This window comes from Streptomyces sp. ISL-11 (assembly GCF_018614525.1).
GTDB lineage: Bacteria > Actinomycetota > Actinomycetes > Streptomycetales > Streptomycetaceae > Streptomyces.
Map to the genome: position 1 here is coordinate 10,051 of NZ_JAGGOL010000071.1, position 18,928 is coordinate 28,978.

Genomic DNA, 18,928 nt, shown 5'->3' on the forward strand with positions numbered 1-18,928 from the left:
AGCCATCTGGAAGTGGTACCCCGACGCCAAGAAGGCCCGCGTCTTCCCCCAGTTCAAGGGCGAATCACTCGACGTCCTCGGCGCCACCGTCCAACGCGGCGAGATCTTCCTCCTCATCGCCGCCCCCCTGTGCATGGTCGCCCTCGGCCTCTTCGTCGCCAAGACCCGCACCGGCCGCGGCATGCAGGCCACCGCACAGGACCCCGACACCGCCAAGCTCATGGGCATCAACACCGACCGCATCATCGTCATCGCCTTCGCCATCGGCGCCGCCTTCGCCGCCATCGCCGCCGTCGCCCACGGCCTCAAATACGGCCAGGTCGACTTCCGCATGGGCTTCATCACCGGCCTCAAAGCCTTCACCGCGGCCGTCCTCGGCGGCATCGGCAACATCTACGGCGCCATGCTCGGCGGCGTCGTCCTCGGCGTCGCCGAAGCCCTCGCCACCGGCTACATCGAGGAGATCCCCGGCATGACCCAATTCGGCGGCGGATCCTGGAAGGACGTCTGGGCCTTCGTCCTCCTCATCCTCGTCCTCCTGCTCCGGCCCCAAGGACTGCTCGGCGAACGCGTCGCGGATCGGGCGTGAACCCCATGACCACCAAAACCCCAGCACCCCGCCCCACTCAGCTCATCCCCCTCCCCACCACCGCCGCACGCATCACCACCATCACCGGCGCCACCCTCACCATCATCTCCACCTTCCTCGCCTGGACCTGGACCACCGCCTTCCCCGGCAACCTCACCGTCAACGGCTACCCCGGCGGCCTCCAGACCATCACCCTCACCGGTGCCCTCCTCACCCTCGCCTTCGCCCTCGCCAAACACCACACCCCCGGCCTCCGCTGGCTCACCCCCGCCGGCTCCACTGCACCCACCCTCCTCCTCGCCCTCGGCACCTTCGCCACCACCTGGTACACCCTCGGCGCCATCACCACCGACCTCGGCGGCCTCGCCCACCTCGAACCAGGCGGCTGGATCGCCGCCCTCACCACCCTCATCACCCTCACCGGCACCCTCGCCCTCCCCGCCGACCAGCCCTACGACGACGCCGACGGCACCAACCCACCCACCCCCTGGCGCCGCTTCCGCCACACCCTCACCACCGGTCGGCCACCCCGCCCCCAACCCCTCCCCCGCTGGGCCGAAATCCTCGTCATCGCCGCCGCCTACGCCCTCGGCCTCGCCCTCTTCACCTACGGCATCGACACCGAATACGGCGAACTCTTCGTCGGCTACCTCCTCCTCACCCTCGCCGGCCTCACCGCACTCACCCGCGCCGGACTCACCACCCGCCTCAGCAACCTCACCACCAAACACCGCAATATCACCCTCACCGCCGCCTTCATCGCCGCCGCCTGCTTCCCCCTCACCCAGACCAACGACGCCTACACCAACCTCGCCACCAGCATCCTGATCTTCGCCACCGTCGCCCTCGGCCTCAACGTCGTCGTCGGCCTCGCCGGCCTCCTCGACCTCGGCTACGTCGCCTTCCTCGGCGTCGGCGCCTACGCCGCCGCCCTCGTCTCCGGCTCACCCGAATCCGCCATCGGCGTCCACTTCCCCTTCTGGGCAGCCGTCCTCACCGGCATCGGCGCCGCCCTCGTCTTCGGCATCGTCATCGGCGCCCCCACCCTGCGCCTGCGCGGCGACTACCTCGCCATCGTCACCCTCGGCTTCGGCGAGATCTTCCGCATCACCATGGTCAACCTCAACGGCAAGACCGGCCCCGACATCACCAACGGCGCCATGGGCATCCCCAACATCCCCGAACTCGAAATCCTCGGCTTCAACTTCGGCGAGAACCACGACATTCTCGGCGCCACCATCGGCCGCTTCGGCAACTACTACCTCCTGATGCTCCTCGCCACCCTCTTCGTCGTCCTCGTCTTCCGACGCGCCGCCGAATCCCGCATCGGCCGCGCCTGGGTCGCCATCCGCGAGGACGAGACCGCCGCCACCGCCATGGGCATCAACGCCTTCCGCCTCAAACTCCTCGCCTTCGCCCTCGGCGCCTCACTCGCCGGCCTCGCCGGCACCGTCCAGGCCCACGTCATCACCACCGCCACCCCCGACCAGTACCAATTCGCCGGCACCGTCCCGCCCAACTCCGCCTTCCTCCTCGCCGCCGTCATCCTCGGCGGCATGGGCACCATCAGCGGCCCCGTCATCGGCGCCGCCCTGCTCTACCTCATCCCGAACAAAATGGACTTCATGGCCGACTACCAACTCCTCCTCTTCGGCGTCGCACTCATCCTCCTGATGCGCTTCCGCCCCGAGGGCCTGGTCGCCGACCGCCGCAAACAACTCGAATTCCACGAGACCGACCAACTCGCCGTACCCGAACCACGCCTCCCCGACAGCACCGTCGGCATCACCAAAGCGGAGGCCTGACCACCATGGCCACCACCACCGAGACCGCCGCCCCGGCCCTCACCGCCACCGGCGTCACCATGCGCTTCGGCGGACTCACCGCCGTACGCGCCGTCGACCTCACCGTCTCCCCCGGCGAAATCGTCGGCCTCATCGGTCCCAACGGCGCCGGAAAAACCACCTTCTTCAACTGCCTCACCGGCCTCTACGTACCCACCGAAGGCACCGTCACCTACCGCGACACCGTCCTCCCACCCAAACCCCACCTCGTCACCCAGGCCGGCATCGCCCGCACCTTCCAGAACATCCGCCTCTTCGCCAACATGACCGTCCTCGAAAACGTCCTCGTCGGCCGCCACACCCGCACCAAAGAAGGACTCTTCTCCGCCCTCCTCCGCAGCCCCCGCTTCCACCGCGCCGAAGCCGCCTCCAAACAACGCGCCATGGAACTCCTCGACTTCACCGGCCTCGCCGCCAAGGCCGACCACCTCGCCCGCAACCTCCCCTACGGCGAACAACGCAAGCTCGAAATCGCCCGCGCCCTCGCCAGCGACCCCGGACTCCTCCTCCTCGACGAACCCACCGCCGGCATGAACCCCCAGGAAACCCGCGCCACCGAAACCCTCGTTCGCGACATCCGCGCCCAGGGCACCGCCGTCCTCGTCATCGAGCACGACATGCGCTTCATCTTCAACCTCTGCGACCGCGTCGCCGTCCTCGTCCAGGGCGAAAAACTCGTCGAAGGCACCTCCGACATCGTCCAGGCCGACGAACGCGTCATCGCCGCCTACCTCGGCACCCCCTTCGAAGGCGCCCCCGGCCAAGAAGAACTCGCCGAAGTCGAAGCCGCCGAAGCGGACGCCCGTACGGAGGAAGACCGATGACCCCCCTCCTCGAAGTCGAGAACCTCCGCGTCGCCTACGGCAAGATCGAAGCGGTCAAAGGCATCACCTTCACCGTCGAGGCCGGCCAGGTCGTCACCCTCATCGGCACCAACGGCGCCGGCAAGACCACCACCCTGCGCACCCTCTCCGGCCTCCTCAAACCCCTCGCCGGCACCATCCGCTTCGACGGCCGCCCCCTCACCGGCGTCCCCGCCCACAAGATCGTTGCCCTCGGCCTCGCCCACTCCCCCGAAGGCCGCCACATCTTCCCGCGCCTCACCATCGCCGAGAACCTCCAGCTGGGAGCGTTCCTCCGCAAGGACACGGCCGGCATACAGAAGGACACCCAGCGGGTCTACGAGCTCTTCCCCATCCTCGGCGAACGGTCGCGCCAAGCAGCGGGCACCCTCTCCGGCGGCGAACAGCAGATGCTCGCCATGGGCCGGGCCCTGATGTCCCGCCCCAAACTCCTCATGCTCGACGAGCCGTCCATGGGCCTCTCCCCGATCATGATGCAGAAGATCATGGAGACGATCGCGGAGCTGAAGGCCGCCGGCACGACGATCCTCCTCGTCGAACAGAACGCCCAGGCCGCGCTGTCCTTGGCCGACCGGGGACACGTCATGGAAATCGGCAAGATCGTCCTGTCGGGGACGGGGCCGGATCTGCTCCACGACGAGTCCGTGCGGAAGGCGTACCTGGGCGAGGACTGAGACATATGAAAGGGCCCGCCGGCATGATCACCGGCGGGCCCCTCACGTACGTATCGCCGGGGCTACTACCCCTTCGACGACTTCTTCTCCTCGGCGTCCTCGATGACCGCCTCGGCCACCTGCTGCATCGACAGCCGGCGGTCCATCGACGTCTTCTGGATCCACCGGAACGCGGCCGGCTCCGTCAGCCCGTACTGCGTCTGCAGAACGCTCTTCGCCCGGTCCACGAGCTTCCGCGTCTCCAGCCGCAGGGAGAGGTCCGCGACCTCCTGCTCCAGCGCCTTCAGCTCGGTGAACCGCGACACCGCCATCTCGATGGCGGGCACGACGTCGCTCTTGCTGAACGGCTTCACGAGGTACGCCATGGCGCCGGCGTCCCTGGCCCGCTCGACCAGCTCCCGCTGGGAGAACGCGGTGAGCATCAGTACGGGCGCGATGGAGTCGGCGGCGATCCGCTCCGCGGCGGAGATCCCGTCGAGGACGGGCATCTTCACGTCGAGGATGACGAGGTCGGGCTTGTGCTCCTTGGCCAGCGCGACCGCGGTCTCGCCGTCACCGGCCTCGCCGACGACGGAGTAGCCCTCCTCCTCCAGCATCTCTTTCAGGTCGAGACGGATCAGGGCCTCGTCCTCGGCGATCACGACACGGGTGACGTGCGGAGGGATGTGCTGCGGCTCGTCGTCGACGGGCGGCGTGGGCTCGGCGGCGGTCACGGGTCTCCTCGCTCAGGGCAGGTGGTGCCCCTTGAGCCTACCTAGCTCCTGTATGTTTGATACACAGCTGATCTACGCTAACCTTGGTTTCATAGGCCAGCCCTGGTAGTCCAGCGGGAGAGACACGGTGCTCAAACCACCGACAGCGTGGGTTCGAATCCCACCCAGGGCACTTCACCTTCGATTTGAAGGTTCGAGAGAATTCCCAACCGTTGGGGATCTTCACCCACTACGGTGAACAACCTTTCGAACCGGCCCCCTCGGCCAGTGACCGCGTCACGCTCGTAGGCATGTACGACATGGCAACGCGTCAACACGCTCTCGCACTCGTCGACCAAGGCCACAGCCTCAACTCCGTGAGCAAGCAGACGGGCGTGTCCCGCGCCGCGATACGAGAGTGGCGAATCAGGGTCGAACCTCTCGCCCGCAGAGCCGACTGCTCCCTCTGCGACGCCGATCCGCAGCCTCCGAAGGATCACGTCGCATACGTGTACTTGCTCGGCCTCTACCTGGGCGATGGGTGCCTCAGCCCCGGTCGGCGCGGCGTCTATGCCTTACGCATTGCCTGTGCGAACGCATGGCCAGGGCTGATCATCGACTGTCGACGAGCCATGACGAGCGTCCGGCCGTCGAACAGCGTCTTCATCGCCCGCAAGCAGGGGTGCGTGATGGTCACCAGCACCAGCAAGCACTGGCCCTGCCTCTTTCCTCAGCACGGCCCCGGCAAGAAGCACGAGCGCCTGATCGAGCTCGAATCCTGGCAGGCACGGCTCGTGGACGAGCACCCGTGGGCGTTCATCCGCGGACTCTTCCACTCCGACGGGTCGCGGATCACCAACTGGACCACCCGCCTCGTCGCCGGTGAGCGCAAGCGCTACGAGTACCCGCGCTACTTCTTCACCAACAAGTCCGAGGACATCCTGGGCCTCTACTCCGACACCCTCGACAAGGTCGGCGTCGAGTGGACCACGACCCGTCGCGGCAAGGACCCCTTCAACATCTCCGTCGCCCGCCGCGACTCCGTCGCTCTCATGGACGCCCACATCGGTCCGAAGTACTGACCTTCCTACCGGGCCTCACCGATGTGGTGCACCCGCACCAGGTTCGTCGTCCCCGCCACCCCCGGCGGGGACCCCGCCGTGATGATGACCATGTCGCCCTTGCGGCAGCGGCCGATCCTCAGCAGGTACTCGTCGACCTGGTCGACCATCTCGTCCGTCGTCTGGACCATCGGGCCAAGGAACGTCTCCACGCCCCACGTCAGGTTCAGTTGCGACCGCGTGGCCGGTTCCGGGGTGAACGCCAGCAGGGGGATCGGGGACCGGTACCGCGAGAGCCTCCGCACCGTGTCACCGGATTGAGTGAAGGCCACCAGGAACTTCGCGCCCAGGAAGTCGCCCATTTCGGCGGCGGCGCGGGCGACCGAGCCGCCCTGGGTGCGGGGCTTGCTGCGTTCGGTCAGGGGTGGGAGGCCCTTGGCGAGAATGTCCTCCTCCGCCGCGGAGACGATGCGGCCCATGGTCTTGACCGTCTCGACGGGGTACTTGCCGACGCTGGTCTCGCCGCTGAGCATCACCGCGTCCGTGCCGTCGATGACGGCGTTGGCGACGTCGGAGGCCTCCGCGCGGGTGGGGCGGGATGCGTCGATCATGGAGTCGAGCATCTGGGTGGCGACGATGACCGGTTTGGCGTTGCGCTTGGCGAGCTTGATTGCTCGCTTCTGAACGATCGGGACCGTTTCGAGGGGCATTTCGACGCCCAGGTCGCCTCGGGCGACCATGATGCCGTCGAAGGCGTCGATGATGCCGTTGAGGTTCTCCACCGCCTGCGGTTTTTCGATCTTGGCGATGACGGGGAGGCGGCGGCCTTCCTCGTCCATGACGCGGTGGACGTCGTGGATGTCGCGGGCGCTGCGGACGAAGGAGAGGGCGATGACGTCGGCGCCGGTGGTGACGGCCCAGCGGAGGTCTTCGACGTCCTTGTGGGAGAGGGCGGGGACGGAGACGGCTACGCCGGGGAGGTTGAGGCCCTTGTGGTCGGAGACCATGCCGCCTTCGATGACGATGGTCCTGACGCGGGGGCCGTCGACCTCGGTGACTTCGAGGGTGACGCGGCCGTCGTCGACGAGGATGCGTTCGCCTTTGGTGACGTCGGCGGCGAGGCCGTCGTAGGTGGTGCCGCAGGTGTGGCGGTCGCCTTGGACGCCTTCTTCGACGGTGATGGTGAATTCGTCGCCGCGTTCGAGAAGTACGGGGCCTTCGTGGAATTGTCCGAGGCGGATCTTCGGGCCTTGGAGGTCGGCGAGGATGCCGATGCTGCGGCCGGTTTCCTCGGCGGCTTTGCGTACGTGGTGGTACCGCGCCTCGTGGTCGGCGTAGGTGCCGTGGCTGAGGTTGAAGCGTGCGACGTCCATGCCGGCTTCGACGAGTGCCTTGATCTGCTCGTACGAGTCGGTGGCGGGCCCCAGGGTGCAGACGATTTTCGCTCGGCGCATGGCACGACCATACGACCTACCGGTGGGTAGGAATTGTGCGTGTCCCATCGGGCCAACGGCCTTTGGGTAAAAGCTTGTTGACGGTAAGTGAAATGTGCGCGGGGGTGCTCTGATGAGCATTGGGCGCACGCCCCGCGCTGGTGTTTCAGAGGGTGGGGCGGGTCATGGTGAAGCGTGCGCTCACCTGTGCGTGAACGGTCTGGCGGCGGGGTTCGAGATCGAGTGCGGGGGCCGCGCCGCCGGGGGCCGCCGGGGGGCCTCCGTAGCCGCCGGCGCGCATGCCGCCGAAGGGAGGGGGGCCGGGCTGGGCGGCGTTCTCGGCGCCGTCGTCGGCGAGCTCGACGAGGGCGTCGAGGTGGGCGCCTATGGCTTCGGCGTATTCGCGGGCGCGCTGGACGGCCTCGCGTACGGCTTGCTGCCTGGCCTGGCGGTGGGCGGGTGAGGTGGTGCGCAGGGCCCACCAGGGGCCGTCGACGCGGGTGAGGTCGAGTTCGGCGAGGCGGGTGGTGAGTTCGCCGAGGGTGGTGAAGTCGTTGAGGGTGGCGGTGAGGCGGACGCTGCCGTGGTAGGCGCGGATGCGTTCGTTGCGGCCCTTGTCGGTGAGCTGGGGGGTGATGGTGAAGGAGCCGGTTTCGAGTTTTTCGACGGTGTCGCCGTAGGACTTGAGGAGGTCGAGGGTTTGTTTGTTGCGGCGGGTGAGGTCGTCGAGTGCGGCGCGGCGGTCGGTGCCGCGGGCGCTGATGGTGATGGTGATGTGGGCGATTTCGGGGTCGACTTCGAGGCGGGCTTCGCCTCGGACGGCGAGGCGGGGGGTTTCGGGGGTGCCGTAGGGCAGGGGTGGTGGTGTGGTCATGGGGTCAGGGTCTCAGGTGGGGGTGCGGGGGCGGGTTACTGGTCGGTCATCGGATCGCAACCTTGCGGGGGTGTTGTGAGTAGGGGTGGTGGGGCCAGAATCTACGCGCGTTGTGTGTGGCGCGAGCTGACACGAAGTGACCTGATGTGATCCGAATGGGGAGATGAAGTGGCGCTGGACCGGCGTGATTTTCTGGGGCGTTCCGTGGCGACGGGTGCGGGTGTGGCGTTGGCGGGGGCGGTGGGTACCGGGTCGGCGGAGGCCGCTGACGCGGGGCTGGTGCGGGGTGACCGGAAGAAGCGTTACGCCTTCACGGTGATGGGGACGACGGATCTGCACGGGAACGTCTTCAACTGGGATTACTTCACCGATGCGGAGTTCGATGACAAGGCGCACAACGATGTGGGGCTGGCGAAGATCTCGACGCTGGTGAATCAGGTACGGGCGGAGAAGGGGCGGCGGAACACGCTGCTGATCGACGCGGGTGACACGATTCAGGGCACGCAGCTGTCGTATTTCTACGCGAAGGTGGATCCGATCACGCGGAAGCATGGTCCGGTGCATCCGATGGCGCAGGCGATGAACGCGATCGGGTACGACGCGGCGGCGCTGGGCAATCATGAGTTCAATTACGGCATTCCGGTGCTGCGGAAGTTCGAGGAGCAGTGTGATTTTCCGCTGCTGGGGGCGAACGCGCTGGATGCGAAGACGTTGCGGCCGGCGTTCGATCCGTATGTGATGAAGCGGGTGCGGACGCCGTTCGGTCGTGATGTGAAGGTGGCGATTCTGGGTCTGACGAATCCGGGGATCGCGATCTGGGACAAGGCGAATGTCCAGGGGAAGATGACGTTTCCGGGGCTGGAGGAGCAGGCGGCGAAGTGGGTGCCGCGGCTTCGGTCGATGGGGGCGGATGTGGTGATCGTGTCGGCGCATTCGGGTTCGAGTGGTACGTCGTCGTACGGTGATCAGTTGCCGTATGTGGAGAACGCGGCGGCGTTGGTGGCCGAGCAGGTGCCGGGTATCGATGCGATTCTGGTGGGTCATGCGCATACGGAGATTCCCCAGTACCGGGTGGCGAACAAGAAGACGGGTAAGGAGGTCGTGCTCTCGGAGCCGTTGAAGTGGGGGCAGCGTCTGACGTTGTTCGACTTCGGCCTGGTGTGGGAGCGGGGCTGCTGGCGGGTGGAGTCGGTGGCGGCGAAGGTGCTGAACTCCAATACGGCCGCGGAGGACCCGAGGATCACCGGTCTGCTGCGGGACGAGCACGAGAAGGTCGTGGCGTATGTGAACCAGGTGATCGGTACGTCGTCGGCGGCGATGAGTGCGGCGGAGGCTCCGTTCAAGGACACGCCGATCATCGACTTCATCAACCATGTGCAGGTGGAGACGGTGAAGGCGGCGCTGGCGGGTACGGCGTACGCGTCGTTGCCGGTGCTGTCGCAGGCGTCGTGTTTCTCGCGTACGGCGGCGATGCCGGCGGGTCGGGTGTCGATTCGCGAGGTGGCGGGTCTGTATCCGTTCGAGAATACGCTGGAGGCCCGGGTGCTGACGGGTGCGCAGTTGCGTGACTATCTGGAGTTCTCTGCGCGGTATTACGTGCGGACGGCTGCGGGTGATGTGGTGGATCCGGCGCGGCTGACGAATGCGGAGAGCATTCCGGATTACAACTATGACGCGGTCGGCGGCCTCTCGTACGAGATCGACATCGCGAAGGCTCCGGGGTCGCGGATCGCGAAGCTGTCGTTCGGCGGGAAGCCGCTGGATGACGCGGCGCAGTTTGTGCTGGCGGTGAATAATTACCGGGCGAGTGGTGGGGGTAACTTCCCGCATGTGGCGCGGGCGAAGCAGGTGTGGGCGAATTCGGAGGAGATTCGTAATACGTTGATTTCGTGGGTGAAGGCCCAGGGATCTATTGATGTGGGCCGGTTCGCTTCAATGGACTGGAAGTTGACGCGGGATGGTGTGCCGGTCTTCTGAGTGGTTGTGGTGGGTGTGGGGCCGTGGCTGTGGTCGCGGCTCCAGGCCGAAGGTGGTGAAGGCGGTCCGCTCCGGGAGGGGGTAGGCCGTCTTTTGCGTGAGGGCGTTGAGGATGACGGCGCTGCGCCAGGCGGCGAGGCCGAGGTCGGGGGTGCCGATGCCGTGGGTGTGGTGTTCGGCGTTCTGGACGTGGATGGCGCCGGTGACGAGGGGGTCGAGGACGAGGCGGTGGTGTTCGTCGATGCGGGGGCGGTCGCTGTGGTCGCGGCGGATGTAGGGGTCGAGGGCGGCGAGGAGGGTGTCGGTGCGGCGTTCGCGGTAGCCGGTGGCGAGGACGACGGCGTCGGTGGTGATGCGGGAGCGGGTGCCTTGTTGGGCGTGTTCGAGGTGGAGTTCGACGCGGGTGGTGCCGACGCGGCCGGCGGTGCGGACGAAGACGCCGGGGGTGAGGACGGTGTCGGGCCAGCCGCCGTGGAGGCTGCGGCGGTAGAGCTCGTCGTGGATGTCGGCGAGGGTGCCGGCGTCGATGCCGCGGTGGAGTTGCCATTGCTGTGGCAGGAGTTGGTTGCGTACGGCTTCGGGGAGGGCGTGGAAGTAGCGGGTGTAGTCGGGGGTGAAGTGTTCGAGGCCGAGTTTGCTGTATTCCATGGGGGCGAACGCGGGGGTGCGGGCGAGCCAGTGGAGTTTTTCGTGGCCGGCGGGGCGGTTGCGGAGGAGGTCGAGGAAGACTTCGGCGCCTGATTGGCCGGCGCCGATGACGGTGACGTGGTCGGCGGCGAGGATGTGGTCGCGGTGGTCGAGGTAGTCGGCGGAGTGGATGACGGGGACGGTGGGGGCTTCGGTGAGGGGGCGCAGGGGTTCGGGGATGTGGGGGGTGGTGCCGACGCCGAGGACGAGGTTGCGGGCGTAGGCGCGGCCGAGGGCTTCGGCTTCGCCGTCGGCGTCGAGTTGGGTGTAGTCGATTTCGAAGAGGTTGCGTTCGGGGTTCCAGCGGAGGGCGTCGATCTGGTGGGCGAAGTGGAGGTCGGGGAGGGATTGGCTGACCCAGCGGCAGTAGGCGTCGTATTCGGCGCGCTGGATGTGGGAGCGCTCGGCGAAGTAGAAGGGGTAGAGGCGTTCGCGGGTTTTGAGGTAGTTGAGGAAGGTCCAGGGGCTGGTGGGGTCGGCGAGGGTGACGAGGTCGGCGAGGAAGGGGACTTGGAGGCTGGTGCCGTCGATGAGGAGGCCGGGGTGCCAGCGGAAGGTGGGGGTCTGGTCGTAGAAGGCGGTGCGGAGGTCGGGGAGGCCGTGGGCGAGGGCGGCGAGGGAGAGGTTGAAGGGGCCGATGCCGATGCCGGCGAGGTCGAGGGGTTGGTCGGGGGTGGTGCGGGGGCCGTTGTTGGGGTTCTGGGGTGGTTTGTTGTTGTGGGTCATGGAGTGGTGTGGCCTTCCACGAGGGTGAGGAGGGTGCGGAGGTCTTCGGTGGTGGTGTGGGGGTTGAGGAGGGTGGCTTTGAGCCAGAGGCCGTCGGGGGTGGTGGCGCGGCCGAGGGCGGCGTGGCCGGTGTGGAGGAGTTGGCGGCGGATGTGTGCGGTGGTGTGGTCGTCGGTTCTGGTGGGGCGGAAGAGGACGGTGCTGACGGTGGGGCGGGCGTAGAGGTCGAAGCGGGGGTGGGCTTCGATGAGGTCGGCGAGCCGGTGGGCGGTGGCGCAGACCTGTTCGACGAGGGTGGCGATGCCGCGGCGGCCGAGGGCGCGGAGGGTGACGGCGATCTTGAGGATGTCGGCGCGGCGGGTGGTGCGCAGGGAGCGGCCGAGGAGGTCGGGGAGGCCGGCTTCGGTGTCGTCGGTGGCGTTGAGGTAGTCGGCGCGGGCGGCGAGGGGGTGCAGGTCGGTGGTGCGGGGGACGGCGAGGAGTCCGGCCGCGATGGGTTGCCAGCCGAGTTTGTGCAGGTCGAGGGCGATGGTGTGGGCGCGGTCGAGGCCGTCGAGTGCGGGGCGGAGGGTGTCGCTGAAGAGGAGGGGGCCGCCGTAGGAGGCGTCGATGTGCAGGGGGGTGTGGTGGGTGGTGCAGAGGTCGGCGATGTCGGTGAGGGGGTCGATCTGGCCGGTGTCGGTGGTGCCGGCGGTGGCGACGACGAGGGTGGGGATGTTGCGGAGTGCGGTGAGGGCGGTTTTGAGGTCGGTGGGGTCGATGACGCCGGTGGGGGTGGGGAGGGTGTGGGGTTGGGGGAGGCCGAGGAGCCAGGCGGCTCGGTGGATGCTGTGGTGGGCGTTGGCTCCGCAGATGATCTGGAGGGGCCAGGGGGCGGCTTCGCGGGCGAGGAGGAGGGCGAGTTGGTTGGACTCGGTGCCGCCGGTGGTGACGAGGGCGTCGGGTGCGGGGCGGGTGGGGTAGGCGAGGGCGGCGAGGGCCTGGGTGGTGAGGGTTTCGAGGGCGGAGGCGGCGGGTGCCTGGTCCCAGGAGTCGAGGGAGGGGTTGAGGGCGCTGGCGGCGAGGTCGGCGGCGGTGGCGACGGCCAGGGGTGGGCAGTGGAGGTGGGCGGCGCAGTGGGGGTCGGCGGGGTCGGCGGAGCCTTCGGCGAGGGCTCGGACGAGGGTGTGGAGGGCGTCGTGCTCTCCGGTGCCGGTTTCGGGGAGCACGGGGCCGACGGCGGCTCGTAGGCGTGCGGTGACGAGGTCGGGGCCGCCGGCGGGGAGCGGGCCGGCGCGGGCGGTGGCGCCCTGGGTGAGGGCGTCGAGGGCGGTGTCGAGGAGGGGGCGGAGGGCGTGGGGGCCGTGGGTGCCGCCGGCGAGGGGTGCGGTGTCGGGTGCGGGGGGCGGGGAGTGGGGTGGGGTGTCGGATGCGGTGGGGGGCGCGGTGTCGGGTGCGGACATGATGGTGACCCTTTTGAGGTAATTTGCCTGGGCTTCCGAGGAGGTCGGGGCAGTGGTCGGAAGAGTGCTCTGGAGGGTTACGGCCCGGCCGGCGCGGGCACTGACGGGCGCTAATTGCAACAAGTTACCGGCGCGGCACGTTCGGTGATGGTGCTCCGGATGGGTTTCGCCCGATGGGGGGACCGCCCTGCGGCGGGGGCCGGATGAGTCTGCTAATGGGGTGCGAGGCGCACCCGGGGCGGCGCGTCGACTAACCTGCACCCATGGCCATGAACTTTCTCGCTATCGACGTAGGGCCGCTCAAGCCCGAGCCTGTGCCGCTCGTCCTTGGGTTCGTCCTCTTCTTCATCCTTTTCGCCGTGATGGCGAAGGTGCTGCTGCCCCGGATCAGCAAGGTCCTCGACGAGCGCGAGAAGGCCACCGAGGGGCGTTTCGACGAGGCGGAGGCGACGCGCGCGGAGGCCGCGCGCGTCCACGCCGAGTACCTGGAGCTGCTGGCGGAGGCCCGCCACGAGGCGGCGCGGCTGCGTCAGGAGTCGGTCGAGCAGGGTACGGCGATCGTCGCCGAGCTGCGGGCCGAGGGTCAGCGGCAGCGCGAGGAGATCATCGCCGCCGGTCACGCCGTGATCGACGCGGAGCGCGCGGTCGCGGAGGCCGAGCTGCGCGAGCAGGTCGGCGTGCTGGCCACGGAGCTGGCGGGCCGGATCGCCGGCGAGCCGGTCGCGGACTTCGCGCGGGACAGCGGTGTCGTCGAACGCTTCCTGGAGGAGCTGCGGACGGCCGAGCCGTCGGACGCGGTGAGCGACAAGCGCGACTGACCCGCACCGCGGGCTGTACGGCGAGGCCCCCGGAACCCTGTCAGGGTTCCGGGGGCCTCGCCTTTTTGCCGTGCCCGGCCCGGCGGGCTCCCCGCCCGCGCGGCCGCTCTGATCCAACCGGGGGCGCGGAACGCCCGGGTGCCGGCCAGGGCGGCGAGGGTGGGGCCGCGGCGGGCGGCGAGGGCGACGGCGTCGGGGTGTAGCGGTGGACGTCGAGGAGCTGGACTCGGGTCCGCCGTATCGCTGGGCGCCGGCCCAGGCCGTGTCCGGCGGATCATGTGAGCGGGCACTGCGGGCCATGTCATGCGCACCACCGCTGCGCGGCGGTGTCCTCAAACGCCGGACGGGCTGACGGAGGCCGAGCCCAGCGAAATCAAGCCCTTTGGGGGCACCCCCAGCGGTAGCTGGGGGAGATTGAGGACGCGCCCGCAGGGCTCGCCGCCGCAGGCGGCCGAAGACCCGCCGGACACGGCCCAGGGGGCCTGGGTGCCGGGCGGTGGGGTTGCTCGCCGTTGCCGGGCTCCGCCCCGGGCCCCGGGCCTCGATCGCCGGACGGGCTTGTCGTCGCCCGGAACCGGACCGCCTCGGAGCCGGTGGTGGTGCCCGTCCGGCGATCGAGGACGCGGAGAACCCCAAGAGATCCTTTACGCCCTCGCGATCGTCTCGTGATGGCGGATGACCTCCGCGATGATGAAGTTGAGGAACTTCTCCGCGAACGCCGGGTCCAGCTTCGCGTTCTCGGCGAGTTCGCGCAGGCGGGCGATCTGGCGGGACTCGCGGGCGGGGTCGGCCGGGGGGAGTTTGTGGGCGGCTTTGAGGTGGCCCACCTGTTGGGTGCATTTGAACCGCTCGGCGAGCATGTGGATCACTGCGGCGTCGATGTTGTCGATGCTGTCGCGCAGCCGGGTCAGCTCGGCCGTCACGGACTCGTCGTTGGCACTGGTGGTCATGGTCACCGAGCCTATGCGGACGGGCGGGGGCCGATGACCGGTGGGTGGTCCGGGTCGGGGACGCGGTCGCTCCAGCCGCCGGGTACGGCGCGGCCCTGGTGGGCGCGGAAGCGGACGGGGGCGGTGCCGACGCGGCGGGTGAAGAGGCGGCTGAAGTAGGCGGGGTCGGTGTAGCCGACGCGGCGGGCGACGGCGGCGACGGGCAGTTCGGTGGCGGCGAGGAGTTCCTTGGCGCGGCCGAGGCGGATGTCGAGGAGGTAGTCCTTGGGGCTGCGTCCGGCGCCGCGGCGCACGGCGGTGCGCAGTTCGGTGGGGGTCATGCCGTGGCGGGCGGCGTGCTGGGCCACGGACAGCGGCAGGAAGGCGTCGCGGGCGAGGGCCTGGAGGACGGGGTCGGTGGGGTGGCCGGGGTCGAGGCGGGCGTGGCGCAGGGCGATGAGGAGTTCATGGACGGCGGCGGCGGTCTCGATTTCGAGGAGGGGGTTGCCGCGGCGGGCGGCGCGGGCGATGCGGTGGACGGCCGCGCGGGGTGCGGTGGTGTCGGTGAGGGGGACGAGGGGCCGGTGGGGTTCGATGCAGCCGAGTTCGGTGTAGGCGGCGACGGCGGGGCCGGTGAAGTCGACGAAGCTCTCGTCCCAGCCGGGGCCGGGGGCGGCGCCGTAGTGGTGGGGGGTGCCGGGGGTGAGCCAGAGGAGGGCGGGGGCGGTGACGGTGTGGGTGTGGTGGTCGGGGGTGCGGAGCCAGCCGGTGCCGGCGCTGATGACGACGGCGACGTGGTGGTCGAGGGTGCGGGGCCCGACGGCGGGGAGGGCGCCGTGCTGGAGGCCGACGCCGAGGCAGACGAGGCCGAGCCGGTGGTGGACGGGTCCGGGGCTGAAGTACCGCATCCAGGTCTGGTACATGTCCCGGTCCCCCGCCCTGTCGGCTGCTCCCAGGACCCGGATGTTCGCCGATGTTCCGCTCCCCCGCCAGAGGGCACCGGTACGGGCGGCGCGGGGCCGTGGTCCCCCGCCGGTCACCGGCCGGCGGCGGTGACCGACGGGGCGGGCCCTGTGGGGGGCTAGCCGTCGAGGTGGTGGACGGCGAAGGCGTCGAGGACGAATTCGGCGGTGCCGCTGTCGCCCGTCTTGCGCAGGCCGACCCATGCCTCGCCCGCGCGGGGTGCGGTGAATGCGTAGGTGTGGGTGGCGGGCGTGGTGGCGGCGGGCAGGGGGGTGTGCCGCAGCTCCCGTGCGGCGGGTTCGTCGACGGCGGTGATCCACGCGTACTGGCCGGCGGTTTCGTTCTCGTAGCGAAAGGTGACGCGGTAGCGGTGGCCGGGGAGGAAGCGGACGGTGTGCGGGACGGTGCGGTAGACGATGCCCTGGTTCTCGCCGCGTGATTTGAGGGACTGGGTTCCGTCGATGACGTCGTCGACGGCTTTGCCGTTCCAGCCGCGCCGGGTGTAGGGCGCGTGGCGCTGGGCGATGTGGGTGCGGGGATCGGTGGCGCCGCCGGCGTCGCCCTTGACGAAGGGTCCCCAGCCCTGGGGGACGTGTTCGAAGTCCTCGAAGACGAGGGCGTCGTCGCGGTGGGCGCGGCGGGCGGGGACGACGCGCAGCGCGTCGAACCGTACGCGTGCGCTGCCGGCGGCGGCCGTGAGGGCGAGGGTGACGGGCCCGCCGCCGGTGGGCACGGTGAACCAGGTGAACATGCGCTGGAAGCGGGTGCCGTGTTTGCGGTCGGCGGCGACGTGGTTGACGGCGGTGGAGGTGTCCGTCCAGTTGGTGGCGGTGATGCCGTCGGCGGTACGGACCTCCAGGGCGGCGCGGCGTCGCTCGCCCGCGGTGGCGCCGACCTCGACCTGGACGGATGCCGCGTAGGTGCCGGGGGCGAGGCGGGCCAGGCGCTGGGTGACGGTGGCCGCTCCCCCGGCGCCGATGACGAGTTCGTTGTCGCCGAGGGGGCTGAGGGCGACGGTGGCGGGGCCGGTGACCTGCCGGCCGTCGAGGGTGCCGGATTGGAAGCCGGGGTCGTGCAGGGGGGTGCCCTCGCCCCAGGCGGGGTCCCGGCGGCCGGACCCTTCGGGCTCGCGCGTGACGACGTAGGGCCGGCCGGCCTCGGCGTCGATGGTGACCCGGCCGTCGCGTACGGGCAGTTCGCGGGTGCCGGCGCGGCCTTGGTCGGTGAGGCGGTGCAGGGCGACGGTGCGGCGTCGGGACCAGCCGCGGGGCAGGGTCCAGGTGGTGCGGCCGCCGGTGGGGTTGTAGTGGTAGAGCTTGGCGGGGTCGGTGGCGTCGCGGGGTTCCCAGGGCAGGAGGTAGGTGCCGGAGTCGTAGACGGTGCGGCCGTCGGTGGTGATGCGGCGGGTGGGGGTGGGGCCCTCCGCGCGGACCGTACCTCCCGTATCGCCCGTACCGTCGGCACCCTCCGCATCGAAGACGACGGTGTTCGTCGGTCCGGCGAAGGTGATGCGGTGGTCGTCCCAGGTGTGGATCGGGAACGCCTGGAGGTACTTGGCCGGGAGGTTGTGGGTCCACAGCTGCCGGTAGAAGGGTTCCCAGTCGGTCTTGCCCTGCCAGCCCTCGAAACCGCCGAGCCTGGCATGGCCGAGAAGGGGCCACTTGTCGGCGAAGACGTCTTTCTGGTGGTGGCGGATGAAGCGGATGAGCGTCGAGTTGATGCCGCGTGAGGTGTCGGGGCCGTAGTCGGTCTCGTTGGCCCAGTGTGCCCAGAGGCTGGAGCGTTCCAGGCCGTGTCCCCATTCGGTGGTGATCTGCCAGCCCTGGCGGCGCAGGATGTGCTGCAGGCGGTCGGAGTTCCAGCCGGATTCGCGGAAGACGTCGATGTAGAGGGTGTCGAGCGCGGGGTCGGTCTCGTCGCGCAGTCGCTGGAAGCGGCGGGCGATGTCGCCGGAGACGAGGTCGCGGCGGGCGTCGATGCGGTACGACTGGTCGAGCCAGTCCCACTGCGGGTTCTTGCGGTCGACGAGGGTGTCGGAGAAGGCGTGGGCGACGGGGTAGGACTCGGTGGTGTTGACGTGGACGGCGAAGTCGCTGTTCCAGCGTTTTCCGGTGCGCAGGAGGGTGTTGAGGTCGGCGAGTCCGCCGGCGCGGGTGTTGTAGTTGCCGCCGTAGTCGGGGTGGGCGGAGTCGTGGCCTTCGGACTGGTAGCCCTTGAGGAGGGTGAACTGGCGCAGTCCGTCCGTGGCGAGGTGGATGCGCTTGATGGTGTCGAGGGTGGCCAGGAACGGGTTGGTGGCCTGGCTCGCGAAGTTGAAGGGGATGTGGGGGACGACACGCAGGTGCTGTTCGTCGGCGCCGAGCGGGTTGGTCATGATGTCGCGGAAGGCGATGGCGGCGTCCTGCCAGTCCGCGCGGCCGTCGCCGTTGCGGTCGCGGGTGACGATGACGGTGGCGTACGGCAGGGGTTCGGTGTCGTCGGTGGCCGCGGTGGCGGCGCGGTGGGTCCAGGGGCCGCAGGTGAGCTGGGTCTTGGTGTAGCCGGTGCGGTGGAGGGTCTGGTGCCACAGGCGGCCGTTCTCCCAGGCGCTGTGCGCGTCGGGCCGGTCGTGGACGGTGTTGGTCTCGACGGCGGCGGCGAGGAGGCCGGTGCTGACGACGGCGTAGGCGCAGCCGGTGGGGGTGGTGTCGGCGGGCGTGCCGGGGGCGGGCTCGATGAGGGTGTCGCCGTTTTTGGCCTTGTCGAGCTGGATGCGGGCGGCGAGGAGCGCGGAGCCGGGCTGGGTGCTGCGGACGCTGAGGAGGGCGAGTTGGGGGATGTGCAGGGTGCCGATGCGCAGGGTGGGGGTGTCGGTGATGCGGGTGACGCGCCAGTGCAGGCGCCATCCGTCGACGCGGATCTCGATGTCGATGCGGGTGCCGCCGGGCAGGGTGAGGGTGTACGAGGCGTGGTCGGCGGCGGTGGAGGTGGTGACGGTGGGGGTGTGTTCGGTGCCGTCGACGATCAGCGAGGTGAGGGGGTCTTCCTGGCCGTGGAGTACGGCGCCGGTGGTGCGGTCGGTGTAGGTGAGGACGCGGGGGAAGGTGGTGTCGACGCGTACGTCGAGGGCGGCGGAGCGGAGCACGGCTTCGGTGGTGGGGGGTGTGGTGGCCGCGGTGGCGTGGGCGGTGGTGGCGACGGTGGTGCCGAGGCCGGCGAGGGCGGTGGTGACGACGGTGCGCCGGCTGGGTCCGGGTCGGTTTTCGGCCATCTGCACGCGCTCCTCACGCCGGTGGTCACGGCGTCACTGTGGGGCGTGGGTGGCTGGGGTGACCATGGACAAAGGGTGGGGTGGTGTTGGACTCTCGGGCGCGGCG

Annotated in this window: 15 protein-coding genes and 1 tRNA gene; 8 read left to right on the forward strand and 8 right to left on the reverse strand. The window is 69.6% G+C overall.

The genetic code is table 11. The features are described from left to right. The 4 genes from J7E86_RS15940 to J7E86_RS15955 all read left to right on the forward strand — a co-directional run. Positions 1–589: branched-chain amino acid ABC transporter permease (locus J7E86_RS15940; RefSeq protein WP_251019205.1), on the forward strand; the 589-nt coding region annotated here is incomplete at its 5' end. A 5-nt stretch (positions 590–594) separates the two neighbouring features. After that, positions 595–2,394, forward strand: coding sequence for a branched-chain amino acid ABC transporter permease (locus J7E86_RS15945; protein ID WP_215082338.1), 1,800 nt, complete (start codon positions 595–597; stop codon positions 2,392–2,394). After that, positions 2,391–3,257, forward strand: a complete 867-nt coding sequence (locus J7E86_RS15950) for an ABC transporter ATP-binding protein (RefSeq protein ID WP_374223807.1) — start codon at positions 2,391–2,393, stop codon at positions 3,255–3,257. Before J7E86_RS15945 ends, J7E86_RS15950 begins: the two co-directional genes overlap by 4 nt. Continuing rightward, positions 3,254–3,970: an ABC transporter ATP-binding protein gene (locus J7E86_RS15955; RefSeq protein ID WP_215082340.1), complete on the forward strand. Its 717-nt coding sequence runs from the start codon at positions 3,254–3,256 to the stop codon at positions 3,968–3,970. The genes J7E86_RS15950 and J7E86_RS15955 overlap by 4 nt, the downstream gene beginning before the upstream one ends. Positions 3,971–4,035: 65 nt before the next feature. Here the strand turns inward: J7E86_RS15955 and J7E86_RS15960 are convergent, their stop codons facing one another. Then, positions 4,036–4,683, reverse strand: a complete 648-nt coding sequence (locus J7E86_RS15960; RefSeq protein ID WP_215082341.1) for an ANTAR domain-containing response regulator — start codon at positions 4,681–4,683, stop codon at positions 4,036–4,038. A 99-nt stretch (positions 4,684–4,782) separates the two neighbouring features. On the opposite strand from J7E86_RS15960, the gene J7E86_RS15965 reads away from it, so the two are divergent. After that, positions 4,783–4,855, forward strand: a tRNA-Leu gene (locus J7E86_RS15965). Between the two features lie 118 nt (positions 4,856–4,973). Beyond that, on the forward strand, positions 4,974–5,744 hold the full coding sequence (locus J7E86_RS15970) for a transcriptional regulator (protein ID WP_215082342.1): 771 nt from the start codon (positions 4,974–4,976) through the stop codon (positions 5,742–5,744). A gap of 5 nt (positions 5,745–5,749) precedes the next feature. Here the strand turns inward: J7E86_RS15970 and pyk are convergent, their stop codons facing one another. Both pyk and J7E86_RS15980 read right to left on the reverse strand, forming a co-directional pair. Continuing rightward, complete coding sequence (gene pyk / locus J7E86_RS15975) at positions 5,750–7,177, reverse strand: pyruvate kinase (protein WP_215082343.1); 1,428 nt, start codon at positions 7,175–7,177, stop codon at positions 5,750–5,752. 145 nt (positions 7,178–7,322) lie between these two features. Further along, positions 7,323–8,030 (reverse strand): SIMPL domain-containing protein, encoded by a 708-nt coding sequence (locus J7E86_RS15980; protein WP_215082344.1) that lies wholly within the window; start codon positions 8,028–8,030, stop codon positions 7,323–7,325. A 168-nt stretch (positions 8,031–8,198) separates the two neighbouring features. Between J7E86_RS15980 and J7E86_RS15985 the strand changes: the two genes are divergently transcribed. Continuing rightward, on the forward strand, positions 8,199–10,007 hold the full coding sequence (locus J7E86_RS15985) for a bifunctional UDP-sugar hydrolase/5'-nucleotidase (RefSeq protein WP_215082345.1): 1,809 nt from the start codon (positions 8,199–8,201) through the stop codon (positions 10,005–10,007). On the opposite strand, the gene J7E86_RS15990 is transcribed toward J7E86_RS15985, so the two are convergent. Together J7E86_RS15990 and J7E86_RS15995 are read right to left on the reverse strand one after the other, a co-directional pair. Beyond that, positions 9,963–11,420, reverse strand: a complete 1,458-nt coding sequence (locus J7E86_RS15990; protein WP_215082346.1) for a lysine N(6)-hydroxylase/L-ornithine N(5)-oxygenase family protein — start codon at positions 11,418–11,420, stop codon at positions 9,963–9,965. The genes J7E86_RS15985 and J7E86_RS15990 overlap by 45 nt on opposite strands. After that, positions 11,417–12,862 carry an aminotransferase class V-fold PLP-dependent enzyme gene (locus J7E86_RS15995; RefSeq protein ID WP_215082347.1) on the reverse strand — a complete coding sequence of 482 codons (1,446 nt, stop codon included), beginning with the start codon at positions 12,860–12,862 and terminating at the stop codon, positions 11,417–11,419. Before J7E86_RS15995 ends, J7E86_RS15990 begins: the two co-directional genes overlap by 4 nt. A gap of 263 nt (positions 12,863–13,125) precedes the next feature. Between J7E86_RS15995 and atpF the strand changes: the two genes are divergently transcribed. Continuing rightward, positions 13,126–13,680: a F0F1 ATP synthase subunit B gene (gene atpF / locus J7E86_RS16000; protein WP_251019206.1), complete on the forward strand. Its 555-nt coding sequence runs from the start codon at positions 13,126–13,128 to the stop codon at positions 13,678–13,680. Between the two features lie 644 nt (positions 13,681–14,324). On the opposite strand, the gene J7E86_RS16005 is transcribed toward atpF, so the two are convergent. From J7E86_RS16005 to J7E86_RS16015, 3 genes are all read right to left on the reverse strand, one after another. Then, positions 14,325–14,630: a chorismate mutase gene (locus J7E86_RS16005; protein ID WP_215082348.1), complete on the reverse strand. Its 306-nt coding sequence runs from the start codon at positions 14,628–14,630 to the stop codon at positions 14,325–14,327. 11 nt (positions 14,631–14,641) lie between these two features. Further along, on the reverse strand, positions 14,642–15,532 hold the full coding sequence (locus tag J7E86_RS16010) for an AraC family transcriptional regulator (RefSeq protein ID WP_215082349.1): 891 nt from the start codon (positions 15,530–15,532) through the stop codon (positions 14,642–14,644). Positions 15,533–15,690: 158 nt separating this feature from the next. Beyond that, positions 15,691–18,822, reverse strand: coding sequence for an endo-alpha-N-acetylgalactosaminidase family protein (locus tag J7E86_RS16015; RefSeq protein ID WP_215082350.1), 3,132 nt, complete (start codon positions 18,820–18,822; stop codon positions 15,691–15,693). Positions 18,823–18,928: the final 106 nt, after the last annotated feature.